Genomic DNA, 22339 nt, shown 5'->3' on the forward strand with positions numbered 1-22339 from the left:
ATTTTATGCGCTGGCAGAATAAATCCGTCTAGTTTAAAGGGATGGCATGCCAGCTCATCCAAAATATGCATTTTTGCGCTTAATGCGACAGAACCCTTCCTTGCTGGCTTCATCGATAACGAAGTCATTGATTGAAACCACCGGTGTACCGGAAGGCGCATCATTGTCGATAATGGTGGCAAGCCCAAAACTATCGGCAATGGTGGCATTGGCACTGGGTGACGATAACACGAGGAAAAGATTCTCTGTCACTTCGGCTATTGCATTGTTGATAATAGAAACGCTGACGGTTTTAGACAATTCACCGGGAGCAAAGGTCAAAGCGCCTGTAATATGCAAATAATCTGAATTAAACGCGGCGGTATTGGCTGAAGTGGCGTAATTGACAGTCACCGGCGCGGCATCAACAACATCCAACCACACAGTAAAATTTGCAGTTGCATTGGTTTCATCCACAAAAACATCATCGACTCGAATAGTAGTCATTTTCTTTGCCCTTATAAAAATTATCAGGCGTCATTGCTGACATTCCCTTTTTGTTTGTCTTTGGCTACAGTTAGCCCTTTGTTACGATTTAGCCAACATTTCTGTAACCGGTTACTCCATCAGTGATGGTACTGAATAAATCATACCACTGAGTTCTTTCAGCATTGTGACTTTTATTCCGGTACTTTCGCTGCTGAATTTACCCACTTAGATTTTCTGTAAACCACCGATCCAATCACTATGAAAACGATCAAGAACGTTAGCCAATCTACTGAATTACTTAAGAAAAGAATACAATAAAATTATAGAGCGCAATGGTTCAGTTATCCTAAATTCCTCAGTTAAAATCACTTAAATCGCTCAAGAATCGCATAGAATAAATTTGCTCCGCTCGCCCTGTGGCAAGACCACGGGGAATTACAAGTTAAGAATTTTTGAAAGATTCATAGCATCACCAATCCAGTAAGATTTTAAACTCTATGGGTTCAATTCCCTGTCCCTTGGGGCTAAAGTTGCCGATTGAAGAGTGCAGGTAATATCCCGCTACTTGTGGCAGGATGCTTTATTAAATTAGATGAAATTTGCTGAGAGCATTGTCGCATTAGCTTACAGCTTGATTAAGGCGACCGAGGCGCAGTTAATATTTCTGACGATAACTCATTGACATAATTATTACGTCTTTGCAGTTTTATCATAAATCTCAACGGGGACTTTTAGGATAAATAGAATTACATCAACCGATGCCTTTTACCACAGATACCGATTGAGTAAGAAAAAACCCGGAAACGCCGGTTCCCGGATTTTTATTTTTAGAATGGGGAATAGTTATTACAGTCTCGCCAATACTTCCGCGATGGTTTGTCCCATCAAGGATGGTGTCGGGCAAATGGTGACACCGAGCTCTTTCAATATCGCAACCTTTTCAGCAGCACTTTCACCCGCGGAAGAAATAATGGCCCCTGCATGACCCATGCGTCGTCCTTCCGGCGCAGTCAGACCGGCGATATAAGCCACCAGCGGCTTGGTCATGTTTTCTTTGGCGAATCTACCGGCTTCCACTTCCTGCGGACCGCCTATTTCACCAATCATCAGCGCTACCTTGGTTTCAGGGTCCTGTTCCAATCTCTCCAGGATGTCACGGTGCGAGCTGCCGGTGATCGGATCGCCACCAATGCCCACAGAGGTTGAAATGCCGATTCCCAGCAAGCGCATTTGATCGGCAGCTTCATACCCCAATGTGCCGGAGCGGCCCACAACACCGACATTTCCGCGTATATAAATATGTCCGGGCATGATTCCCAGCATGGCACGGCCTGGGCTGATTGTGCCCGCGCAATTGGGGCCTGCTAGCAGCATGCGTTCTTCCTTGGGGAAACGGCGCAGGAAATTCTTCACCGTCATCATGTCTTGCGTCGGGATGCCATCGGTGATGGATACGCAATATTTGATACCGGCATCGGCGGCTTCCATGATGGAATCTGCAGCAAATGCAGGGGGTACAAAGACAATGCTGGCTTCCGCGCCGACCTGATCGACCGCCTCTTTGACCGTATTGAATACCGGCAATCCCAGGTGGGTTTGTCCTCCTTTACCAGGGGTAACACCGCCGACCACATTGGAACCATAGTCAATCATTTCCTGTGCGTGGAAGGTGCCGATTTTTCCGGTAAAACCTTGCACAATAATTCGTGTATTTTCGTTGATTAATATCGCCACTTTATACTCCTAGGCTTTTTTTGCGACGACTTCATTGCGTGCGCGTACGACTTTCTCCGCTGCATCCGCTAACGTATCGGCTGTGATAATCGGCAAACCGCTATCCGCAATAATGCGGCGGCCTTCTTCTACATTGGTTCCCGACAGACGAACCACCAGCGGTATTTTCATATCGATGTTTTTGACCGCATGCACAACCCCTTCCGCGATCCAGTCACAGCGGTTGATGCCGGCAAAAATGTTCACCAGCATCGCTTTAACACCGGCATCCGCCAACACTAAACGAAAAGCTTTTTCTGTACGCTCAGCCGAAGCACCGCCACCGACATCGAGAAAGTTGGCAGGCTCGCCGCCAGCCAGTTTAATCATATCCATAGTCGCCATCGCCAGACCTGCGCCATTAATCATACAGCCGATATCTCCATCGAGGCCGACATAGCTTAAGCCTGCTTCCGCGGCAGCGACTTCACGATTGTCTACTTGCGTGTTGTCACGCAACTCTGCAATCTTGTGGCGGCGGAACAATGCATTTTCGTCAAAAGCCATTTTGGCATCGAGCGCAACGATTTCGTTGTTGGTGGTCAACACCAATGGATTGATTTCCAGAACGTTGGCATCCAAATCGCGCAAGGCACGGTAGCAGCCTTTGATCGTTTTAACCGCGTGATTCAGTTGCGCACTGTCGATATTCAAGGCAAAAGCCATTTTTCTCGCCTGAAAATCCTGCAATCCGACCGCCGGTTCGATATAAATCTTGATGATCGCTTCCGGATTGGTTTCAGCCAGTTTTTCAATTTCCATGCCGCCCTGCGCTGAACCAACCATGATAACGCGCTCGCTGCTGCGATCAATCATGAATGACAAATACATTTCCTTGGCAATACTAGTTCCTGCTTCAATATATAGCCTGGAACAGATTTTTCCGGCAGGTCCGGTTTGATGCGTAACCAGATTCTTTCCCAGCAATGCCTCGGCAGCTTGCTCTACTTCACCATGTGTTCTGCAAACCTTGATTCCGCCCGCTTTACCTCGCGCACCGGAATGAATCTGTGCTTTGACAACCCATACGTCGCCATCAATTTCCCTGGCACGTTGTACGGCTTCCACTGCGCTATAGGCTAAGCCGCCTTCAGCAATTTTGACGCCGTATTCAGCCAAAATTTCCTTTGCTTGATATTCGTGAATATTCACTTCAATTTCCTTAACAATCGCATTAAATTCAATTCGATAATTTTATATTGCCTCAATACACCGAGCCATAAGGATAAAGGCCGCTCAGTGCGGCCCTATCCATTTTTTGCTGCAATCGCTTCAGCGACTTTTACCACATTATTGGCCATTCTTTCAGAGGCCGCATCGATTAAGCGGCCATCCAACGCAGCAGCGCCTTTACCTTGTGCTGCAGCTTCTTTGAGTGCGGCCAGAATACGTTTTGCTTTTTCAATTTCGCGGGCTGGCGGCGTAAATACGTCATTCGCCAATTCGATCTGCGTTGGATGAATCGCCCATTTTCCTTCGCAGCCCAATGCCGCTGCACGTTTAGCAGCCAACACAAAACCATCCGGATCCTTGATATCGCCAAAAGGACCATCAATAGGACGTAAACCATAAGCACGACAAGCCACGATCATGCGGCTAATGGCAAAATGCCACTGATCGCCAGGATAATCCGGATTCAAACCGCCGATATTAGTGGTTCTGGCACGGTTACTGGCAGCATAATCAGCAACACCAAAGTGCAATGCCTCCAGCCGCCCCGTTGTACCATTACGCGCAATATCTTCCACATTTGCCATACCCAATGCCGTTTCGATCAATGCTTCCAGACCGATTCTATTTTTCAGGCCTTGCTGCATTTCGAGCTGAGTTACCATGGCTTGAACCATATAAATATCTGCATAAACCCCGGCTTTCGGGATTAACAGCGTATCGATCTTATGCCCGGCCTGCTCCACCAGATCAACGACATCACGCACCATATACTGGGTATCCAGGCCGTTGATGCGCACCGAAACCGTGATGCCATGACCTTTCCAATCCAGATCGTTGAGCGCCTGGATAACATTCTTGCGCGCTTGTACCTTGTCATCGGGCGCTACGGCATCTTCCAGATCGAGAAAAACAAAGTCTACGCCGCTATTGAGTGCTTTCTCAAACATCCCCGGGCTCGAACCTGGAACGGCTAATTCACAGCGTTGTACCCGCTGAATTGTAGTTTCGTATAGCGTATGACTCATTTTTCCTCCAGAATTAATAAATATTTATAGTAATGAAAAGGCCAATAGACGAACATGCCCGATGCGCTATTTGTTTTTTAGTATCATTTCACCTAATCTGCTACGCTGTAGCAGGCATGGAATTAAAGCATTTTTTGGTTCGTGATTTTGCAACGCAGGTAATCTTGATGAAGTGAGTGGATAGAATGATTGGTTAATTTTACTTCGTATTTTAAAGGCTGACTAATTATTCAGCAAATTATATCCATTCTGCGAGAATTTATCCACTGACGCTCAGAGTTGCGCACAAGCATGCGCCGCGATGGATAACTTTTGGTAGCGGGCAGCCCACTCAAGCGGAATAGAGAAACTCTGCTCACTGTGCTGCGCTGTATAAGCCGCCATGATGGCGCCGAGCATGATGGCACGGCCGCAGCTGTCGCCGCCGATGCGGATATTTTCTTCAATGGCAGTACGATAATTGGGTGCATGTTGCGCAATATGCGCAATCACCGGCAATCCTTCCAGAACGTGACAGGCTGAACCAAAGCGTTTAGCCATTGCAGCACTATCGAGTTGGCGGGTTTGCAAAGCTTCTTCAAGCAGTGGCGTCAGTTTTTTCCCGGCGAGCGGTAGTGTGCCAGTAAGTGCTTGAGTGATGGATTTTCCACTCAATACTTCCAGCAAAACGCAGCCCACATACTGCGCGGCTGCAACCGCCGTATCATTATGATTGGTCAGACGCACGACTTGTTCGATTTTAGCTTTCAACACTTCTTGCGACCCGGTATGTGTGGCTACTACGGCCGGTATCGTCGCCAATGCGGCAAACTGGTCGTCATCGGCACCGGATTTTTCCGGGAATTCTTCGGGTTTTAAGGGTAATAGTGTTTGTAGGGTCTGACGTGTGGGCGAATCAACATAACCGATGTAAGCGCCGCCCGGACCAAAATGACAGCAGTATTCCGTCTGGTATGCAATACGATCAAATTGACCATGCTGTGCAAAATGCTGCAACATCAGCAGGCATATCTCACCATACCCGGATGAATCGCCCGCTGATTTATTGCCATGCGCAAAATATCCACTGGTGTCGGCATAATCATTGGCATCGGGTTGCAAAAAAACCAACCCTTTAATTTTTTCGATCTGTGCAATGCGTTCTGGATCATAAAGCCAATGCAGCCCTAATGCCGCAGAATCCGCAATCAATGCTCCTAAAATGGCCGCCACATGGGGCTCAAGCCAAATACTTGAATTCATCGTATTTTATGAAGATTGATATTTATTTAATTTCAACTTCGTCCGGTATCCTGCGGGCTTCCTCTTCCAGCATGACCGGAATACCGTCTTTGATCGCAAAAACAAGCCGATCAGGCTTGCAGATCAGTTCCTTGTCTTCTTTCTTATAGACAAGCGGCCCTTTACAGAGGGGACATACCAAAATATCCAACAATCTTGCATCCATAATTTTCCTTGTTCACGCTAATGTTGATGGACTATTTTATAACTTACTCAGAATATCATCCAATTGATCCAAACTGGTATAGTGAATGACGATATTGCCCTGACCATTCTTCTTCGGCTTGATCGCTACCTGCGCACCAAGACGCTCGGAAACATCTTCCTGTAATCGCAACAGATCCCTATCGGGTTTTTTTACCTTTTTAAGTGCAGGATGTTCTATCTGATTGACGATTTTCTCCGTTTCGCGCACGGAAAGCTGTTTTTGTACGATCACATTGGCAATTTTAATTTGTTGCACAGGCGCTAATGACAACAGAGCACGTCCATGTCCCATATCAATTTTGCCCTGCATCATCAATTCCTGTACCGGCGCAGACAAGTTGAGCAAACGCAGTAAATTGGAGATTGTGCTGCGCGAGTTACCTAACGCTTCACCGGCGGTTTGATGCGTCATACCAAATTCATTAATTAGGCGCTGAATGCCCATGGCTTCTTCCAGCGGATTCAGATTTTCACGTTGTATGTTTTCAATCAACGACATAGCGAGCGCGGATTCATCGGAAACTTTTCGTATCAACGCCGGCACTTCGGTCAACCCAGCCAACTGGGCTGCGCGCCATCGTCGTTCGCCCGCAATAATTTCGTATTGATCCGCATTGACGGGCCGAACCAGAATCGGCTGCATGACACCTTGCGCTTTGATCGATTCGGCTAGCTCTGCCAAAGCCACCTGATCCATATTGGTTCTGGGTTGGTACTTACCGGGCTGAAGCTTGGCTATTTCAAGGCTCTGCAGTAATTCTTCCGCAAAATCGGCATTTCCATTACCCGACAATAAGGCATCCAAACCTCTTCCCAGTCCTTTTTGTTTTGTCATTTTACCGATTCCTTAATTTTGCAATCATGCGCCAAGTATTTCTTTAGCGAGTTCAAGATAAGCCAGCGCGCCTTTTGATTGTGCATCGTGATACAAAACGGGCAAGCCAAAACCGGGCGCTTCGGCCAGGCGAATATTGCGCGGGATCACGGTACGATAAACTTTATCGCCAAAGTGTTTTTGTAATTGGTCAGAAACCTGCTGTGCCAATATGTTACGCGGATCAAACATGGTTCGCAGCAGCCCTTCAATCCGCAACGTGGGGTTAAAATTATTACGCACGCGCTTAATGGTATTGACCAGATCACTGAGGCCTTCCAGCGCATAATATTCGCACTGCATCGGAATCATCACCGCCTGTGCCGCGCATAAGCCATTGAGTGTTAACAAGTTTAAAGCAGGGGGGCAATCAATCAGAATATAATCATATTCATGCTCGATGGCTTCGAGTGCCGTTTTCAACCGCGCTTCCCGCTGGGGCAAATCAACCATTTCAACTTCTGCACCTGCCAAATCGCGGTTGGCGGGTATCAAGTCATATTTACCTTGCGTGCCGGTAATACGCGCCGCTTGTATCGCCGCATCGCCGAGCAAAACATGATAAACCGTGGTCTTCACCGTTTGTTTGTTGGTGCCGCTGCCCATTGTGGCGTTGGCTTGCGGATCGAGATCGACCAATAAAATACGTTTACCCGAAGCAGCCAGGCTGGCAGCCAAATTAACACTGGTCGTGGTTTTTCCTACACCGCCTTTTTGATTGGTAATGGCGAGAATTTTCGTCACGGGTTTAGCTCCTGCATCCATTAGGCTGAATCAAAACTGCCAAGTGTTTTAATTCGGAGTTATTGTTTTTTAATGATAACCAACTGCCTGGCTGCATTGAGTCCCGGCACAACCAGTGATACGTTTTTTTCAATACAAAAGGGTGCTTGGATTTGCTTCAGTTCACTGTCTGAGCAATTTGCTTTCATCGCGACCCAGCGGCAATTTACATCATTTTCTGCAGCCAATTGCCGGGTTAAATTAACAAATTCACCCAATTCGGAAAATGCGCGCGTAATAATAGTATTCACTTTTTTATCCGAATGAATATCTTCGATGCGTTGCCCAATAACCTCAACATTCTGCAATGCCAATTCAATTTTAACCTGTTGCAAAAAAGACGCTTTCTTTTGATTGCTTTCAACCAACGATACCTGCCAGTCCGGTCTTGCCAGTGCAATCGGTATGCCCGGCAAACCGGCACCACTACCGACATCAATGATTTGCGGTCCATTGAGATGAGGCAGCACAGCCAGGCTATCCAGCACATGCTGATAAAGCATATCTTGCAGATTCCGGATGGCTGTTAAATTATGAATTTTATTCCATTTCTCGATCAGCAATAAATAGCGCTCGATCAGTCCGGGAAGCAGCTTTTCCTGAGCTGCAAAATCATAATCCAATGCCCGCAAACTTTGTGTAATTTGCTGTAACAAGCTCATGCGCTCTGCTTTTTGTCTCCAAATCCACGCTTTAAATGCACCAGCAGCAATGAGATCGCAGCCGGTGTTACGCCGGAAATCCGCGAAGCCTGGCCAATGGTTTCCGGTTTATGCTGATTCAGTTTTTGTTGCACTTCATTGGAAAGCCCTTTAACCAACCGATAATCAATATTTTTCGGCAGCAAGGTATTTTCGTATTGCGCCTGACGAGAAACTTCTTCGTGCTGACGTAGGATATAACCGTGATACTTAGCCTGTATTTCAATTTGCTCAGCCACTTGCACATTGTCTACCGGTTCACCCGCACCAGGTAGCGTCATCAACGCAGCATACGTCACATCAGGGCGTTTTAACAGTTCCATCAGCGTATATTCCCGCTCTATTCCTTTTCCTAGAACGCGCATGGCCTCATCCTCCGGCAATATGTCGGGCAGCAAACGTATCGAATTAAGCCTTTGCTGCTCTTTCTCGATTGCCTCCTGCTTAGCAGTAAAGGCAACCCAGCGCTGATCATCCACCAATCCAAGCTTCCTGCCTATTTCGGTCAAGCGCAAATCGGCATTATCTTCGCGCAATTGCAGACGGTATTCGGCACGACTGGTAAACATCCGGTAAGGCTCGGTCACGCCGGAAGTCACCAGATCATCGACCAGAACGCCTAAGTAGGCTTCATTGCGCTGCGGCAGCCACGATTCCTTCTCCTGAATTTTCAGTGCGGCATTAATACCGGCCAATAGGCCTTGGGCAGCAGCTTCTTCGTATCCGGTTGTACCGTTGATTTGTCCCGCAAAGAATAGGTTTTCGATGGTTTTTGTCTCCAGCGAACACTTCAGATTGCGCGGATCAAAATAATCATATTCGATCGCATAGCCCGGCCGCGTGATATGCGCTTTTTCCAATCCAGATATTGAATGAATCAGCTCGACCTGTACTTCAAACGGCAGGCTGGTTGATATGCCGTTGGGGTATATTTCATGGGTGCCCAGACCCTCCGGTTCGAGAAATATCTGGTGCGATTCCCGTGCGGAAAAACGCACCACCTTGTCTTCTATCGAAGGGCAATAGCGTGGTCCAACCCCTTCAATTTTTCCAGTGTACATCGGCGAATCCACCAGACCGTCACGAATGATTTCGTGAGTAAACGCATTGGTATTGGTAATCCAACACGATATCTGAGGTGGATGCTGAATACCGGAGTCGATCAATGAAAACACCGGTATCGGCTGATCGCCGGGTTGCTCCAGAAGTTTTGCATAATCCATGCTGCGGCCGTCGATGCGCGGCGGTGTGCCGGTCTTCAATCGTCCGGCGGGAAACTCCATTTCGCGCAGTCTTTGCGCCAGCATCACAGAAGGCGGATCGCCCGCCCGGCCTGCTTTGAAATTGGTTTTGCCAATATGCGCCATGCCCGCCAGGAATGTACCGACGGTCAATATCACCGCGCGCGCGTAAATTCTGATGTTAAGCTGTGTGATAACACCAACCACCTGATCTTTTTCAATGATCAGATCATCCACTGCCTGTTGCATAACCCGAAGATTAGGCTGATTCTCGATGCGCTTACGGATTGCCTGCCGGTAAAGCACTCGATCTGCTTGTGCCCGAGTGGCTCTGACGGCAGGGCCTTTGCTTGAATTGAGGATGCGAAACTGAATGCCGGCCTCATCAGCGGCCATTCCCATAGCGCCACCTACCGCATCAATTTCCTTGACCAAATGACTTTTCCCTATGCCGCCGATGGATGGGTTGCACGACATCTGGCCAATCGTTTCGATATTGTGCGTCAGCAACAATGTTTTGTGCCCCATGCGTGCAGCCGCCAATGCCGCTTCAGTTCCGGCATGACCGCCGCCGACAACGATAATCTCAAAGTCTGTGTGATTGCTCATAGTGCCAAAGCCTGCGATATTTGTTAGCGTTACTAAATTTCTTGGTAACGAGAGAAGATTTTATCAGAGATGTTTCACGTGAAACCTTTTAGCCGCATTCGCTGAAAAGGTGTGATTTCCAGAGTGCGATTATAGGTGTAGCTGATTAATGAACGCAAATTTATGTTTTGTGGTTTCAGAAATCTACTTGATCAGTTGCCAACAACAACCATAGACAATTCATCAGAACTGGGAAGCAAGAAGTAAGCAAAAGCAGGCCTGCACTTGAAAATCCAATGAAGAATGAAGAGAGGAAAATTTATATTTCAACTACTTGGTAAAATTCACGAACAATTCGGGCAGCATCGGTTTTCCAAAATAATAGCCTTGCAATTGATCGCAACCAAATTCTTCTAGCAACTCAACCGCACTGGCTGTTTCTACGCCTTCCGCAATAACTTTTAAGCCAAGGTTATGCGCCAGATCAATAGTCGAGCGCACAATAACCTTGTCATTTTCGTTGGTAGCCATATGCGTGATGAATGATTGATCGATTTTGATCTTATCTAAATGCAGCATGCGCAGATAGGATAAATTAGAGTACCCAGTACCAAAATCATCGATAGAAAGTTTTATACCCAATTGTTTTAGTTGAAGAAGTACTTGCCGTATGATCTCGGTATCGTGAATGAGTATCGACTCAGTCAGTTCAATTTCCAATAAACTGGGATCTAATTGATGCCGCTCAAGCGCTGTTGAGACTAGATCGATAATATTTCCTCGTTTGAATTGCGATGCGGATATATTGACAGCAACCACTAAGGGTATCCCCGCATCTTGCCAGATTTTAGCCTGGCAGCAAGCTGCGTCAACAACCCATGCATCAATATCAAGGATGCTCCCGGAATTCTCAGCCACAGGAATAAACTTTCCAGGGGGAATAAAGCCATCCGGCGTTTCCCAACGTATCAGAGCCTCGCAGGTTATAATTTTCCTAGTTATCGTATCAACTTGTGATTGGTAATGAAGTTTGAATTGATTGAATTCGAGTGCCTGCCGAATATGATTCAGTATATGTAATCGTTCTTTAGAGCTGGCTGCCATCTCTTCATTAAAAAATTGGTAACCATTCCCGCCTGAATCTTTTGCATGATACATCGCAGTATCTGCATATTGCAGAAGCTGGCTAAGGTCATTGCCGTCTTTTGGAAATAGTACAATGCCTAAGCTTGCAGTTATTTTGACACTATCGCCATCAATCAAGAATGGATTCTTAAATATTTCAAGAATCTTTTGAGCAACAATGGCCACATCATTCGCTACGCAAATGTTTGACAAGAGAATAATAAATTGATCACCGCCCTGACGGCTGATGGTATCGACATCGCGGACACATGTTTTAAGCCGGCCAACGACTTCTTTAAGCAGAAAATCGCCCGTGTGGCGACCAAGAGAATCGTTGATTACCTTGAAGTGGTCCAGATCGAGGGCTATCAAACCGACCAAGATCTCTTCCCGTATAACTTTTGCAATCGCTAACTTAAAACGCTCGATCAGTAGAATACGGTTAGGTAATTCAGTCAGGATATCGTGATGCGCAAGGAATTCAATTCGTTGTTGCGATGCTTTAACGGATTGAATATGCTCTTGACGCTCAATCTCCATACCAATGCGCTGACCAAATATTCTAAGTATTTCTATATCCTCTTCAGTGTACTTACGAGGTTTATCATCAAGTAGACACGTTACTGCTTTGACTTTTCCATCGTTCCCCAAGCAAGGAAAACCGCAATAGGAATGGGCATTGTGTTGCTGAAGGAATAGCGCATCGGGAAACCGTTCCTTAACATGATCGTATATCCTCACATCTTGAGCCATTTCCACTGTTGCGCAAGGTGTAATGGCAAGTTCGCACGAACCTGCATCGGTGAAAATCTGACACTCATGGTAGATCGCCAGAAAATCGAGCTGATCACCGTTTATTTTTGAAAGGCATACAATTTTTAGTTCGAAGAGTTCACCAATAATTTTTGCAATATGCCTAAATACTTCAACGGGATCGCCCGAAATAGTCATGCTCAATTCATAGAGTTTTTTTAACCGAATTAATTCATTGGATAAGTCTTTTTGCATGGCGAACTTTCTGATTAAGCAGATTCTAGTTTAAAGTGTAACAATTAATGTTAGCTCGGTATAACTTATCGGCACTTCACAGAATATCTTATACACGATTGAAAATCCAAAAACTTAGCGTGGCTGGTGACAAGGCGAACTTGCCTATCTTATAAACTCTCAAAGAATTAATCAGTTAATTGTTTATCGGGACATTCACGCTTATTTTACGCATAAAGCGTGAATGCAAGCTCTAAACACACTATGCGTCTTCGGCGTGCGTGACCGCTGAATTGGCTGGGGCTTTCGCCACCAATTTGGTCGTCTGAATTTAATCACCAACAACAGTCGCTTTCTGATTCTGCCGGAATGGCACTACCCCAATCTGAGCTCCAAAGCGCCCTTTCTGAACCATCAACGAATTGCCGTGGATTGACAGTGTTGATACCGGTTGAAAATTGACCAAGTAATTCACGTATCTTGCTTAAATTTTAAGTAAGATAATTTAAGAGATGATTACCAGAGTTATGTATACCAAGATATGACAAATTTATTACTGTGAGCATCTGTCGATCAATGAAATAATGACGTACAAGTCTGTCACGGAATACGATAAAGAAGTGATTGAGAGCACCAGAGATGCTCTATTAAGTATCAAAGAGCAAAGCGGCCTGGCAAGCTGACACCGCCTGAATCCAGGCTGCCGTTAGCACAGGGAACGGACGCATATCGTCTAACGGGGAATTCTGGTTGGGCTATGCCATGAATGAAAGGATGACTGCGGATCTGGTTATACAAGCTTTGTTTCATGCAACTACTGGTACATCATCAAAAATTCAAAACACGACTGCAAGAGCAAAACAGAAAGTTACCGAATATATTGAATCTTTTATAACTGTCAGCAGAAACAAGAAAGATTGGGCTATTTATCACCAGCAGAATTCACACAACAATGCTATGCAAATCCACTTGCTGCTTAATCACACGGACTTCATATCTGATAACACGCCTCAGTATAAATCTTGAGGCATTTATTTTATTAATTTCTTTCTCACCCAATTCATCACGCTCTCAAGCGCTGCAGGGAGCTGATCCGGTTGTGTACCCCCTGCTTGCGCCATATCAGCCCGTCCGCCGCCTTTGCCGCCAACTTGTTGCGCGACGAAGTTGACTAATTCACCTGCTTTGATTTTGTCAGTCAGATCAGCACTGACACCGGCAATCAGCGTGACTTTTCCGTCGGAAACGGTGCTGAGCACAATAGCGCAGGTTTTGAGCTTCACTTTAAGCTGATCCAGTGTTTCGCGCAAGGTTTTGGCATCGGCATTGTCCAGATTGGAGGCTAATACATTGATGCTGTTTATCTCTTTCGCTTGCGCGGCCAAGTCGGTGCCTTGCGTGCTAGCCATTTTAGTTTTCAGGCGTGCCAGCTCTTTTTCGGTTTGCCTCACGTTGTCAATGATCTGGGCAATTTTTTGCGTGACTTCCTGAGGGTTGGTTTTTAAGGTGTGTGCAATTTCCAGCAGTTGCGCTTCGCGTTGCTGCACATAATCGATAGCCGCTTTTCCGGTCACCGCTTCAACGCGACGGATACCGGCGGCGACGCCGGATTCGGCGATGATTTTGAATAAGCCGATTTGTCCGACTTGCGATACGTGCGTACCACCACACAATTCGGTGGAGAATTCACCCATGCCGATAACGCGCACGACATCCGAATATTTTTCGCCGAACAACGCCATTGCACCGCGTTTGACTGCATCGTCGTATTTCATTGAAGCAGCTTCCACCACCCAATTATTGCGGATTTGCTCGTTGACCAAGCGCTCGGTTTCCCGGATTTCATCCACGGTCATTGACACATTGTGCGAGAAATCAAAACGCGCGCGGTTAGCATCGACTAATGAACCTTTCTGCGTGACATGCATGCCTAATACTTTGCGCAACGCGGCATGTAAAAGATGCGTGGCGGAATGGTTATTGGCGGTGCTAATTCGGGTTTTCGGGTTGACTCGCGCTTGTACGGTATCCTTGATTACTAGTCGACCGCTGCGCAATAAGCCTTTATGACCAAACACGCCGGCTTGAATTTTTTGTGTATCGGTGACTTCGAAAGTGCCGTTGGTATCGAGTATTTCACCGCAATCACCGACTTGTCCGCCTGATTCGGCATAAAAAGGCGTTTGATCCAGCACCACCACTGCTTCATCACCCGCTTCGATGAAATCCACGGCGCTGCCCTGCTTATAAATGGCCAGCACTTGCCCTTCATGTTGCAAAGTTTCGTAACCGTAGAACGTCGTCTGACTACCCGAATACTCAATTCCTTCCTTCATGATAAACTTGTTAGCTGCACGCGCTTGTTCACGCTGGCGCGCCATGGCTTGCTCAAAACCGGCATGATCGATGGTAATCCCCCGTTCACGGCCTATGTCAGCAGTCAGGTCCAACGGAAAACCAAAAGTATCGTAGAGCCGAAATGCTGTTTCGCCATCGAGTACTTTTATTTTACGGCTCAATGCACCTTCCAAAACTTGCATGCCGTGTTCCAATGTTTCAGCAAAACGCTCTTCTTCTTGTTGTAATACGGCTGCGACACGTGCCTTAGCTGCAACTAATTCCGGATAGGCTTGCCCCATGACTTTGCTTAAATCTTCTACCAGTTGATAAAAGAAAGGCTGTTTCTGTCCCAATTGATAGCCATGACGAATGGCGCGACGGATGATGCGCCGCAATACATACCCACGACCTTCACTGCCTGGAATGACGCCATCAGTAATCAGGAATGAGCATGCGCGGATGTGATCGGCAATGACTTTTAATGAGTTATCAGCAAGATCTTCCGTGTTGGTTACACGCGCAGCGGCTTTAATTAAGCTTTGGAATAAATCAATCTCATAGTTACTGTGAACCTGCTGCATGATTGCAGAAATCCGTTCCAAACCCATGCCGGTATCAACTGACGGTTTTGGCAGTGGATGGAGTGTACCCGCACTGTCACGGTTATACTGCATAAACACCAGATTCCAGATTTCAATGTAACGATCACCATTGGCATCGGCAGAACCCGGCGGCCCCCCCTTCACATCTGGACCATGATCATAAAAAATCTCGGAGCAAGGACCACAGGGACCGGTGTCTCCCATTTGCCAGAAATTATCCATGGTAGCAATGCGCACGACTCGGGACGGATCGACACCGATTTCATTCAACCAGATATCTGCAGCTTCATCGTCTTCTGCATACACGGTTACCCATAGTTTTTCGCGTGGGATTTTGAGTGAAGCGGTGAGAAATTCCCAGGCAAATTGAATAGCATTTCGCTTGAAATAATCACCAAAACTAAAATTTCCCAGCATTTCAAAGAACGTATGATGCCGTGCGGTATAGCCAACATTTTCCAGGTCGTTATGTTTGCCGCCTGCTCGCACACAGCGTTGCGAACTGACTGCACGAACATATGGACGTTTGTCTTGGCCTAAGAACACATCTTTGAATTGCACCATTCCCGCATTGGTGAACAAAAGTGTCGGGTCATTGCCCGGTACTAAGGGACTGGATGCCACGATAGTGTGGCCGTGAGATTCAAAAAATTCGAGAAATTTTTGTCTTATTTCGCTACTTTTCATATTTTTTGCTGCGGCTCGTATCGTTCTAATTCAATCACTGTCAAACCTAGCGCTTCGCCTTTGACGATGGCCAGACTGTTGACTTTAGCTCGGATAGTGATTTCTTCGTTCATTTTAGGTAAATCGGATTCCGTCAAAATCGTAATCTCCCCACTGCTATCTTCTAATACATAGGATTTTAGATTGACCAACGGCAGACGTGTGGGGTTTTTTGCAATCCCCTTCAATTTGACTTCTTTACCGTCAAAATTGAAGGGGAATTCATTGACTTGATGGATGGATACTATGTCATCAGCACTGGCATAATTACCTATTAATACGATCACCAGTATGAACATCGTCTGCACAAGCAGCTTCTTCATTGGTTCTCCTCATCAGCTTGTGATAAAACTTGTTGTATTATTTCCATTGAGAAACCCCTACTCATCATGAATCGCATTTGCTTACCCCGCTCTTCTCTTGTATTGGGTAATTGGCCGAATTTCTTTTGCCAAATTTTAAACGCTACGTCCAATTCAGTTTCCCTAAGAGTCGGCAATATGCGGTCAATCAACTGTTCGTCAATGCCTTTTTCTTTCAACTCATAAACGATACGTTGGCTACCAAACCGGGGTCTGCGTGTGCGTATAACTTGTTCAACGACTCGTTCAGCCGATAAAAAACCGTTTTGTTCCAGCTTATCCAATACGCTGGATATAGCTTCTGGTGTGGAAGATAGAGCGTGAGCGGAAAGTTTCTGTTCGAGCTCTAAACGAGAGTGTTCTCTTTGTGCCAGATAACGCAAAGCACGTATTTCTAGAGGCGATCGAGTATCCACACAAATTATTTTTCTTTTTCAGGTTTCTCTTTCTCAGCTTTCTCTTTTGCAGGTCTGGCTTGATCCACAATACCTACAATCGACCGAATCTTTTGTTCAATCTCATGGGCGATTTCTTGATGTTCCTTCAGGTATTCACGCACATTATCCTTACCTTGGCCGATCTTTTCACCTTTGTAGGCATACCAGGCTCCTGATTTGTCGATAAGTTTATGCAATACGCCTAATTCGATGATTTCGCTATCTCGAGAAATGCCTTCGCCATAAAGGATATCAAAATCAGCCTGCTTGAAAGGAGGCGCTACTTTATTTTTAACTACTTTAACGCGCGTTTCATTGCCAATGACCTCTTCACCTTTTTTGATCGACCCGGTACGGCGAATATCCAGGCGAACAGAAGCATAAAATTTTAATGCATTGCCACCCGTGGTTGTTTCTGGGTTGCCAAACATTACCCCAATTTTCATGCGGATCTGGTTAATGAAAATAACCATGGTATTGCTGCGCTTGATATTAGCCGTCAGTTTACGTAAAGCTTGTGACATTAATCGTGCTTGCAATCCCATTTGAGGGTCGCCCATGTCGCCTTCTATTTCTGCGCGTGGCGTGAGTGCTGCGACTGAATCCACCACAACAATATCAACCGACCCCGAACGAACCAGCATGTCGGCTATTTCTAATGCCTGTTCACCATTGTCGGGCTGGGAGATCAACAGTTCTTTGACATTGATCCCGATTTTCTGTGCATATTGCGGATCCAATGCATGCTCTGCATCAATAAATGCTGCGGTTCCACCCATTTTTTGCATTTCTGCAATGACTTGTAATGTCAGCGTGGTTTTACCCGAAGATTCAGGTCCATAAATTTCAATGACCCGTCCCCGGGGCAATCCTCCCACACCCAGTGCAATATCCAGTCCCAACGAACCGGTAGAAACAACCTGTATATCATAGGCGACATCATTTGCGCCCAGTCGCATGATTGAACCTTTACCAAACTGCTTTTCGATTTGGGCTAACGCAGCATCAAGCGCTTTACTTCTGTTTTCGTCCATGATTTTTCCTGTTAAGAGTCAATCAAATTATCGCATAACCTGCACTGGTTCAACGTAACTTGTTACAAAGTTGTTTAACTTCATAAAAATTACCGCAGTAAAAAACTCGAGTATCTGCCCCGCCTACGATATAATTGCATGATGTTGTTGAAGTGGCAGATATAAATCGGCACTACATTCAGTAAATTTTAATTGGTAACAAAGGGAGAAAAGCTATCCGAGTCATTTTATTAGGTGGCCCTGGTGCTGGGAAAGGTACTCAGGCCAATTATGTTAAGGAACATTTTAGTGTTCCACAAATTTCTACAGGCGATATGTTGCGCAGTGCTGTTAAAGCGGGCACTGAATTGGGTGTTATGGCTAAAAAAATAATGGATTCCGGTGGATTGGTTTCTGATGATATTATCATTAATTTAGTTAAAGAGCGTATCGCACAACCTGATTGTGTAAATGGTTTTTTGTTTGATGGATTCCCACGCACAATCCCACAAGCCGATGCTATGAAAGCAGCTGGTGTGCCGGTTGATTTTGTGGTTGAGATTGATGTTGCAGATGCCGAAATTGTGAAGCGCATGTCGGGCCGTAGAGTTCATCCAGCTTCAGGCCGCACTTATCATGTGGATTTTAATCCACCCAAAGTACATGGTCGGGATGATGTCACAGGGGAGCCGCTCATACAACGCGATGACGATAAGGAAAAAACGGTCAGAAAACGACTAGAAGTCTATCATGAGCAAACTGAACCTTTGATTGACTATTATTCAAAGTGGTCGACAAATGGCGCAACGGGGGCGCCGCACTATATCAAAATAGCTGGTATAGGTACGGTTGAAGAAATACGTGATCTGATTTTTGCAGCATTAAAGTAAATAAACCAGCCGCATTTTTTGGTTCAAAGAACAGAATTGAAAACTCAGGAGAACGATGAATCGCACCTGGGTTTTTGTACGTACAGATGAGTAGGATACAAATAGTTTACATACGATTTGATCAATCAGGAGAAAAAAATGGCAATTAAAAATGCATTTTATGCCCAATCCGGTGGCGTTACGGCAGTAATCAACGCTTCTGCGGCGGGTGTTTTAGAAACAGCGCGTCAACATACTGATAAAATTGGCAATGTCTATGCGGGTCGCAATGGGATTATCGGTGCATTGACCGAAGATTTGATTGATACCAATGCTGATTCAGCAGCAGCGATTGCTGCGCTACGTCATACCCCATCAGGTGCTTTTGGATCTTGTCGCTACAAATTAAAGAGTTTGGAGCAAAATCGACGTGAATACGAGCGGCTGATCGAAGTATTCAAAGCACATAATATAGGTTATTTCTTTTATAATGGCGGCGGTGATTCTGCGGATACCTGTCTTAAGGTTTCACAGCTATCCGATACGCTTGGCTATCCTCTTCAGGCGATTCACGTTCCCAAAACGGTTGATAACGATTTGCCAATCACTGATTGTTGCCCCGGTTTTGGCTCTGTCGCCAAATATATCGCGGTATCCACACGCGAAGCAAGCTTTGATGTAGCCAGCATGTCGAAAACATCAACTAAAGTCTTTGTTCTGGAAGTGATGGGCCGCCACGCAGGATGGATTGCCGCAGCGGGTGGATTAGCTTCGAGTCCAGATTGTGAGATTCCAATTATCATTTTGTTTCCAGAAATTACATTCAACAAAGAAAATTTTCTTGCCAAAGTGGACCGTTATGTCAAGGAATATGGATATTGTTCGGTCGTCGTATCAGAGGGTGTCAAGGGAGAAGATGGTAATTTTCTTTCCGATCAGGGACTGCGCGATGCCTTTGGTCATGCACAACTAGGTGGTGTTGCACCGGTGGTAGCAAATATCATCAAAGATGGTCTGGGATTAAAATATCATTGGGGCGTGGCTGATTATCTACAGCGTGCTGCGCGCCACATTGCGTCAAGAACCGATGTGGAACAAGCTTATGCAATGGGTAAAGCGGCGGTGGAATATGCTATTTCAGGGCACAATTCAGTCATGCCAACGATAGTCCGGCAATCCAATGCACCCTATAGCTGGACGGTGGGCATGGCTAAGCTTGCTAATGTAGCCAATGTCGAAAAAATGATGCCGGCTGATTATATTAGTGAAGATGGATTTGGCATCAGTCAGGCATGTCGCGAATACTTGGCGCCATTAATTGAAGGTGAAGATTATCCGCCTTATAAAAATGGATTGCCTGACTATGTGCGGTTAAAAAATGTAGCAGTTGAGAAAAAATTGGGTGAGTTCAAAATTTAAGGGAAAATTTGGATTGGAACTGCCCGGGTGTTGTAATGGAGTCAAACAATAGGGCGCAAGTCATATAACAATCTAAATTTCATTAATATTTGATACATTCTGGGGCAAGAACAGATAAAATACGTCCTGATTGTATTTTGGTTTTGGACAAGTGAAGTGTTTAATAATGTGGGATTAATTAGGCCAAGATTCCACATACGATTTTGATGGTCTGACTTTAATTGGAGTTCTTTATGGCTAACGGTTTTATTATCGCAATAGGTAGCGCGATTATAGCCCTGATATTCAGTGGTATCTGGATTAGGGGTATTTATGTTCAATCAACTGGTAATCCGCGTATGCAGGAAATTGCTGCTGCTATACAAGAAGGAGCATCTGCGTATCTTAAGCGGCAATATATGACGATTGGTGCCGTGGGCGCAGTTTTATTTGTTGCCCTTGCGATAGCGATCAGTTGGGATACAGCCATTGGTTTTGCTTTGGGTGCTGTGCTCTCTGGTGCTGCCGGTTTTCTTGGTATGAATGTGTCAGTTCAATCAAACGTACGTACAGCGCAAGCTGCAACTGTCGGGTTGAATGAGGCGCTTGCTATTGCCTTCCGCGGCGGCGCTGTCACTGGAATGCTGGTGGTAGGTTTAGGCTTACTGGGTGTTGCCGGTTACTGCGCCACGTTATTTGATGGTGCTGATCCCAGCCAACCGATTAGCGATGTGATTAAACCTTTAATCGGCTTTGCATTTGGCGGATCACTGATCTCTATTTTTGCTCGTTTGGGTGGCGGTATTTTCACTAAAGGTGCTGACGTAGGTGCTGATCTGGTTGGAAAAGTAGAAGCCGGTATTCCGGAAGATGATCCACGAAATCCAGCGGTGATTGCCGATAATGTGGGCGATAATGTCGGTGATTGCGCAGGTATGGCTGCTGACTTGTTTGAAACCTATGCGGTAACAATCATCGCCACCATGATTTTAGGTGCGCTACTGTTTTCAGCGAATACCATTGATGCTGTGATTTACCCATTAATGTTAGGCGCCGTTTCCATTATCGCTTCAATTATTGGTTGCTATTATGTCAAGATGCGTGAGGGTGGCAAGATTATGAATGCGCTCTATCGTGGCTTGGCAGTAGCTGGAGGCATCGCTTTATTTGCTTATTTACCGGTTACTGTTTGGTTCATGGGCGATATGTCTCTTGATATTGATGGTACTGAAGTAGCTGGCGGCATGCTGGTTATGCGTATATTCCTAGCAGCAACGATCGGGCTGGTGCTGACAGGACTCATGGTTGTCATTACTGAGTACTACACTTCAACAGATTATCCACCTGTACAACATGTTGCTGAAGCATCAACCACCGGACACGCAACTAATATTATTGCTGGTTTGGGCGTTTCAATGCGGTCAACCGCAGCGCCTGTATTGGCTGTTTGTATTAGCATATTGTTGGCCTATTCTCTAGCAGGATTGTACGGTATTGCTATAGCTGCAACAGCGATGTTATCCATGACGGGTATTATTGTAGCGCTGGATGCCTATGGTCCAATTACTGATAATGCTGGCGGTATTGCCGAAATGGCTGAAATGCCAGATTCAGTTCGCGCTATTACTGATCCACTGGATGCTGTTGGTAATACAACCAAGGCCGTTACGAAGGGTTATGCAATTGGTTCAGCTGGGTTGGCAGCTTTGGTATTATTTGCTGATTATACGCATGCACTGGAACATGCTGGACATGCAATAACCTTTGATTTATCCAATCACATGGTCATTATTGGTCTGTTTATCGGCGGTATGATTCCTTATTTATTTGGTGCCATGTCGATGGAAGCTGTCGGACGCGCGGCCAGTTCAGTGGTAATTGAAGTGCGTCGTCAGTTCAAAGAAATTCCTGGCATCATGGAAGGTACAGCCAAGCCGGATTATTCACGTGCAGTGGATATGCTAACCCAATCAGCTATTAAGGAAATGATGATTCCTTCATTATTGCCCGTACTGATTCCTCTCTTAGTGGGTGTGATTCTAGGACCACAAGCTTTAGGTGGTGTATTGATGGGTTCGATCGTAACCGGTCTATTTGTTGCAATCTCCATGACAACCGGTGGCGGTGCTTGGGATAACGCGAAGAAATATATCGAAGATGGACACTATGGCGGCAAAGGTAGTGACGCCCACAAAGCATCCGTAACAGGTGATACAGTTGGTGATCCTTATAAAGACACTGCCGGTCCAGCGATAAATCCACTGATCAAGATTATTAACATCGTGGCTCTGTTGATTATTCCACTGTTGTAAATAATACTTCTCAACTTTAGACATCGTTTCACCCCAGTTGCGTCACCGTTTGGT

19 protein-coding genes and 1 pseudogene are annotated in these 22339 nt (G+C 45.8%); 4 read left to right on the forward strand and 16 right to left on the reverse strand.

Annotated elements, in window-relative coordinates; genetic code table 11:
* Nucleotides 1–54: 54 nt before the first annotated feature.
* The 12 genes from ACH10T_RS01260 to ACH10T_RS01315 form a co-directional block, all read right to left on the reverse strand.
* Nucleotides 55–486, reverse strand: coding sequence for a Calx-beta domain-containing protein (locus ACH10T_RS01260; RefSeq protein WP_394807529.1), 432 nt, complete (start codon nt 484–486; stop codon nt 55–57).
* 828 nt (nt 487–1314) lie between these two features.
* Nucleotides 1315–2202 carry a succinate--CoA ligase subunit alpha gene (gene sucD, locus ACH10T_RS01265; protein WP_394807530.1) on the reverse strand — a complete coding sequence of 296 codons (888 nt, stop codon included), beginning with the start codon at nt 2200–2202 and terminating at the stop codon, nt 1315–1317.
* A gap of 9 nt (nt 2203–2211) precedes the next feature.
* Complete coding sequence (locus tag ACH10T_RS01270) at nt 2212–3393, reverse strand: malate--CoA ligase subunit beta (protein ID WP_394807531.1); 1182 nt, start codon at nt 3391–3393, stop codon at nt 2212–2214.
* Nucleotides 3394–3488: 95 nt separating this feature from the next.
* Nucleotides 3489–4439 (reverse strand): HpcH/HpaI aldolase/citrate lyase family protein, encoded by a 951-nt coding sequence (locus ACH10T_RS01275; RefSeq protein WP_394807532.1) that lies wholly within the window; start codon nt 4437–4439, stop codon nt 3489–3491.
* Between the two features lie 273 nt (nt 4440–4712).
* A complete protein-coding gene (locus tag ACH10T_RS01280; RefSeq protein ID WP_394807533.1) occupies nt 4713–5681 on the reverse strand; it encodes an ADP-ribosylglycohydrolase family protein in 969 nt (322 codons plus the stop codon).
* A gap of 22 nt (nt 5682–5703) precedes the next feature.
* Nucleotides 5704–5886: a Trm112 family protein gene (locus ACH10T_RS01285; protein WP_394807534.1), complete on the reverse strand. Its 183-nt coding sequence runs from the start codon at nt 5884–5886 to the stop codon at nt 5704–5706.
* Between the two features lie 36 nt (nt 5887–5922).
* Complete coding sequence (locus tag ACH10T_RS01290; protein WP_394807535.1) at nt 5923–6762, reverse strand: ParB/RepB/Spo0J family partition protein; 840 nt, start codon at nt 6760–6762, stop codon at nt 5923–5925.
* 24 nt (nt 6763–6786) lie between these two features.
* Nucleotides 6787–7545 carry a ParA family protein gene (locus ACH10T_RS01295; RefSeq protein ID WP_394807536.1) on the reverse strand — a complete coding sequence of 253 codons (759 nt, stop codon included), beginning with the start codon at nt 7543–7545 and terminating at the stop codon, nt 6787–6789.
* 59 nt (nt 7546–7604) lie between these two features.
* Nucleotides 7605–8246: a 16S rRNA (guanine(527)-N(7))-methyltransferase RsmG gene (rsmG, locus tag ACH10T_RS01300; RefSeq protein WP_394807537.1), complete on the reverse strand. Its 642-nt coding sequence runs from the start codon at nt 8244–8246 to the stop codon at nt 7605–7607.
* Nucleotides 8243–10135 carry a tRNA uridine-5-carboxymethylaminomethyl(34) synthesis enzyme MnmG gene (mnmG, locus tag ACH10T_RS01305; RefSeq protein ID WP_394807538.1) on the reverse strand — a complete coding sequence of 631 codons (1893 nt, stop codon included), beginning with the start codon at nt 10133–10135 and terminating at the stop codon, nt 8243–8245. The genes rsmG and mnmG overlap by 4 nt, the downstream gene beginning before the upstream one ends.
* Nucleotides 10136–10444: 309 nt before the next feature.
* Nucleotides 10445–12247, reverse strand: a complete 1803-nt coding sequence (locus tag ACH10T_RS01310; protein ID WP_394807539.1) for an EAL domain-containing protein — start codon at nt 12245–12247, stop codon at nt 10445–10447.
* A gap of 310 nt (nt 12248–12557) precedes the next feature.
* The gene (locus ACH10T_RS01315; RefSeq protein ID WP_394807540.1) at nt 12558–12701 is read right to left on the reverse strand and encodes a hypothetical protein; all 144 of its coding nucleotides are present in this window, start codon (nt 12699–12701) and stop codon (nt 12558–12560) included.
* 342 nt (nt 12702–13043) lie between these two features.
* Here ACH10T_RS01315 and ACH10T_RS01320 point away from each other — a divergent pair.
* Nucleotides 13044–13206, forward strand: a pseudogene (locus tag ACH10T_RS01320) (IS3 family transposase); the annotation flags it as partial.
* A 51-nt stretch (nt 13207–13257) separates the two neighbouring features.
* On the opposite strand, the gene alaS reads toward ACH10T_RS01320, so the two are convergent.
* Genes alaS through recA form a run of 4 tightly spaced genes read right to left on the reverse strand, consistent with a single transcriptional unit; the run spans nt 13258 to nt 17727 of the window.
* The gene (alaS, locus tag ACH10T_RS01325) at nt 13258–15855 is read right to left on the reverse strand and encodes an alanine--tRNA ligase (RefSeq protein ID WP_394807541.1); all 2598 of its coding nucleotides are present in this window, start codon (nt 15853–15855) and stop codon (nt 13258–13260) included.
* Nucleotides 15852–16217, reverse strand: coding sequence for a hypothetical protein (locus ACH10T_RS01330; protein WP_394807542.1), 366 nt, complete (start codon nt 16215–16217; stop codon nt 15852–15854). The genes alaS and ACH10T_RS01330 overlap by 4 nt, the downstream gene beginning before the upstream one ends.
* Nucleotides 16214–16672 (reverse strand): recombination regulator RecX, encoded by a 459-nt coding sequence (gene recX, locus ACH10T_RS01335; RefSeq protein WP_394807543.1) that lies wholly within the window; start codon nt 16670–16672, stop codon nt 16214–16216. Before recX ends, ACH10T_RS01330 begins: the two co-directional genes overlap by 4 nt.
* Before the next feature lie 5 nt (nt 16673–16677).
* A complete protein-coding gene (gene recA, locus ACH10T_RS01340; RefSeq protein ID WP_394807544.1) occupies nt 16678–17727 on the reverse strand; it encodes a recombinase RecA in 1050 nt (349 codons plus the stop codon).
* A gap of 215 nt (nt 17728–17942) precedes the next feature.
* On the opposite strand from recA, the gene adk reads away from it, so the two are divergent.
* The 3 genes from adk to ACH10T_RS01355 all read left to right on the forward strand — a co-directional run bounded on the left by adk (nt 17943) and on the right by ACH10T_RS01355 (nt 22285).
* A complete protein-coding gene (gene adk, locus ACH10T_RS01345; RefSeq protein WP_394807547.1) occupies nt 17943–18596 on the forward strand; it encodes an adenylate kinase in 654 nt (217 codons plus the stop codon).
* A gap of 138 nt (nt 18597–18734) precedes the next feature.
* Nucleotides 18735–19994 carry a 6-phosphofructokinase gene (locus ACH10T_RS01350; protein WP_394807545.1) on the forward strand — a complete coding sequence of 420 codons (1260 nt, stop codon included), beginning with the start codon at nt 18735–18737 and terminating at the stop codon, nt 19992–19994.
* 233 nt (nt 19995–20227) lie between these two features.
* Nucleotides 20228–22285 (forward strand): sodium-translocating pyrophosphatase, encoded by a 2058-nt coding sequence (locus ACH10T_RS01355; RefSeq protein WP_394807546.1) that lies wholly within the window; start codon nt 20228–20230, stop codon nt 22283–22285.
* The last annotated feature ends 54 nt before the right edge of the window (nt 22286–22339 follow it).

It is taken from the genome of Nitrosomonas sp., assembly GCF_043753625.1.
Lineage (GTDB): Bacteria > Pseudomonadota > Gammaproteobacteria > Burkholderiales > Nitrosomonadaceae > Nitrosomonas.